5 protein-coding genes are annotated in these 3227 nt (G+C 68.4%); 2 read left to right on the forward strand and 3 right to left on the reverse strand.

Annotation, left to right across the window (positions count from 1 at the left end):
- On the reverse strand, positions 1-283 hold a 283-nt coding region (locus tag ACFWPJ_RS28735), incomplete at its 3' end, for a serine hydrolase (RefSeq protein ID WP_378856021.1).
- 38 nt (positions 284-321) lie between these two features.
- Between ACFWPJ_RS28735 and ACFWPJ_RS28740 the strand changes: the two genes are divergently transcribed.
- Together ACFWPJ_RS28740 and ACFWPJ_RS28745 are read left to right on the forward strand one after the other, a co-directional pair.
- A complete protein-coding gene (locus tag ACFWPJ_RS28740) occupies positions 322-1137 on the forward strand; it encodes a serine hydrolase domain-containing protein (protein ID WP_378856023.1) in 816 nt (271 codons plus the stop codon).
- 102 nt (positions 1138-1239) lie between these two features.
- Complete coding sequence (locus ACFWPJ_RS28745; protein WP_378856025.1) at positions 1240-1776, forward strand: DUF3145 domain-containing protein; 537 nt, start codon at positions 1240-1242, stop codon at positions 1774-1776.
- On the opposite strand, the gene ACFWPJ_RS28750 is transcribed toward ACFWPJ_RS28745, so the two are convergent.
- Together ACFWPJ_RS28750 and ACFWPJ_RS28755 are read right to left on the reverse strand one after the other, a co-directional pair.
- On the reverse strand, positions 1748-2356 hold the full coding sequence (locus ACFWPJ_RS28750) for a GNAT family N-acetyltransferase (protein ID WP_378856027.1): 609 nt from the start codon (positions 2354-2356) through the stop codon (positions 1748-1750). The two genes, ACFWPJ_RS28745 and ACFWPJ_RS28750, sit on opposite strands and share 29 nt — an antisense overlap.
- A 93-nt stretch (positions 2357-2449) precedes the next feature.
- Positions 2450-3184, reverse strand: coding sequence for a hydroxylase (locus ACFWPJ_RS28755; protein ID WP_378856029.1), 735 nt, complete (start codon positions 3182-3184; stop codon positions 2450-2452).
- Positions 3185-3227: the final 43 nt, after the last annotated feature.

Genomic DNA, 3227 nt, shown 5'->3' on the forward strand with positions numbered 1-3227 from the left:
GTGTCTGGTTGTGGCCCCCCCCACGCGAGACGGCCGTGGCGATCGTGAACGCCGACATCCCCTTGGACGAGGAGAACACCGGCACGATGGTGTCGCGCTCCCACGGCACCTCGCGCCGCCGATCGCGGTGCCCGGCCCACAGGTCGACCAAGGGCTCCTCACCTGCGTAGACGGCGACGGCGGCGCCGATCTCGCCGTGGTCGGTGAAGTTGCGACGGAGGGCGTCGGCGACGGGGCCGAAACCGGCCGCCACCTCGCCGTGGATCGATGGTGCGGGACTCATGGTGACTCGATCGTAGCGGCGTCTCGTACGCTGCCGATATGCGTTCGTTCGAGCAGGTACAGCACTGGCCGGTCGCCCACGCCGCCGCCGCGGTCGTCACCGCGGGCGGTGTGTCGACCACCGGCGACACCGAGCGGGTCTTCCGGCTCGCCTCGGTCACCAAACCGCTGGTCGCCTACGCCACGCTGGTCGCGATCGAGGAGGGCGCGGTCGAACTGGACCAGCCCGCCGGTCCGCCCGGATCGACCGTGCGTCATCTGCTCGCCCACACCTCCGGTGTCGCCTTCGCCACTCCCGATGTCATCGCCGCGCCCGGCGCCCGCCGCATCTATTCCAGCGCGGGCTTCGAACTGCTCGCGGATTTCCTCACCGCGAGCACCGGCATCGAATTCGCGCGGTATCTGCACGAGGCGGTGTTCGAACCGCTCGGCATGCGCGGCGCGGTCCTCGACGGCCCCGCCGGACACGCGGCCAAAGCCTCGGTGGACGACCTCGTCCGGTTCGCCACCGAGTTGCTGACACCCAAATTGATATCTCGGCAAACCCTCGACGACGCGACCTCGGTGCAATTCCCCGGCCGCGATGGGATCCTGCCCGGATTCGGTTCCCAGCGACCCAACGACTGGGGATTGGGATTCGAAATCCGCGACGGGAAATCCCCGCATTGGACGGGTTCCGGCAATTCCGGACGGACCTACGGCCACTTCGGGCAGTCCGGCACGTTCCTCTGGGTCGACCCCGAAATAGGGGTGGCGACGATCGCGCTGAGCGACGAGAATTTCGGCGACTGGGCTCGAGCGGCGTGGCCGAAATTCAGCGATTCCGTGATCGCAGAGACACACAACACGCTGTGAAGTAACACCCGCAACACCGAACACTTCAGTACACTCGGGCCACGCCAGTCCGCGACGGGTCGTTGGGGAAGACGCTCCTTGTCGAGGCTGGAGGTGTTGGTAGTGCGCGCATCGAGTCAGTTCGCTGATGCGACGGCGGGTGTGGTCTACATCCACTCATCGCCCGCCGCGTTGTGCCCGCACGTCGAATGGGCACTGTCCACCGCGCTCGCGTCCCCCGCGAAATTGCGCTGGACCGCGCAACCGGCCGAGGGACAACTGCGCGCCAGCAGCGATTGGATCGGTCCCGTCGGCACCGCATCACGGATTGCCCAATCATTGCGCGCCTGGCCGGTTCTGCGCTTCGAGGTCACCGAGGATCCCAGCGAAGGCGTCGACGGCGAACGCTACAGCTTCGTCCCCGCGCTCGGTCTCTGGCACGGATCCACCGGCGCCAACGGCGATGTGATGCTGGGCGAGATGCGATTACGTGCCCTACTGCAAGCCGCCAGGGAACTCGGCGGTCACGGAGCGTTCGACCTGTCCGCGGAGATCGACCGGGCGCTGGGGACGCCGTGGGACGAGGATCTCGAGACCTACCGGCAGGGAACCGATTGCGTCGGCGCCGAAGTCACCTGGCTGCGCCGCGACGTGGGCTGACCTGCCCGAAGTTCTCCTTGACCCACCACATTCCGTGGCCCGAATCGCCCGGCGTCTTCCGCGGCCGCGGGGCGATGCGCTCGAGCCGGTAGCCGAGTCGGCGGGGGACCGCGGCGCTGCGGATATTGGCTGCGTCGCAATGGATTTCGATGCGAGTGATGCCGGGGAGGGCCAGCGCGATCGTGGTCAGCGCCCCGGCCGCCCGGGTGATCACGCCGCGGCCGACATGATCGACATGACACCAGTAGCCGATCTCCAAGGTTTCAGGACCGACCCGATCGTGGAGCCCGACCACGCCCAGCACGGTCCCTTCGCGGTCGAAGATGCCGTAGTTGAAGCCGCCGTCCGGTGTGGGCCAGTGCGTCGTCACCGTCTCGTGTGCCGCCCGCATCTCGTCGAGGACCGGTGGTTGCGCCGCCCAGTCCATCCAATGATGCAACTGCTCGAACGAGGCGGTGACCGCCGCGAACTTGGCTGCCAGATCCGCGGGCTGCCACCGGCGAATCACGAGATCGCCGACCACCACCCGGTCGGGCGGCACGATTCCCGGTCCCAGCGCCGGCGGCTGTTCGGTGTCCATTCTTCGATCGTGATCGACCGGTCTGTGCTCAGGCAACGAGATATCGCTACGCCATCGCGCCGGCGTTCGCCCTGGACCCGATGATTCGGACGGTCATTCGGCGAGAAACCGGCTGGCGTTGTCGGCTGCCCAGCGGGCGAAGGTGGTCGCCGGGCGGCCGGTGATGTCTCCGACACTGGTGAGGGGGAGGGTGGCGGGGTCGGGGGTGTAGTCGGTCAGGACGTTGTCGACGTACCAGGTGGTGTTGTCGCCCATGGTGGGGGTGAGGGCGGCGATGGTTTCTTCGCGGGAGGACTGGCGGAAGGTGATGTCGCGGTCGAGGGCGCCGGCGAGGTGGCGGACCAAGTCGGTGCGGGTGAGGACTTCCGGACCTGCGAGCGGGTAGGCGCGGCCGTGGTGGGTGTCGGAGAGCAGGGCGGTGGCGGCGACGGCGGCGATGTCGTCCATGGCGATGGGGGCGGTCGCGGTGTCGGGGTAGGGCTCGCTGACGGTGCCGGTCTCGCGGATCTGCCGCGACCAGGTCAGGGTGTTCTCCATGAAGTCGGCGGGCCAGAGATGGGTCCACGCCAAGCCGCTGTCCTCGACCGCGGTGCAGACGGTGCCCCACCAGCTCTCGGGCTCGCCGGACAGGTCGACCACGTGCCGTACGCCTGCCGCGCGGGCCAGCGCCAGCACCTCGGTGACATTGTCCGGGGTCGGCGCCAGGTACATCCGCTCCACGCCGTCGAACGCCGCGGGCAGAGTCTCCGGTCGACGCAGATAGCCTTCGACCACCTCCACCCCGGCAGGGAGCGCCGCCCGTCGCGGGTTGGTGGTCAGTGCGCGCACATCGGTGCGTGTCTCTTATACACTTCTGTCGCTGGCGAGGTCT

Origin of the sequence: Nocardia sp. NPDC058497, assembly GCF_042720195.1 — a bacterium.
GTDB lineage: Bacteria > Actinomycetota > Actinomycetes > Mycobacteriales > Mycobacteriaceae > Nocardia.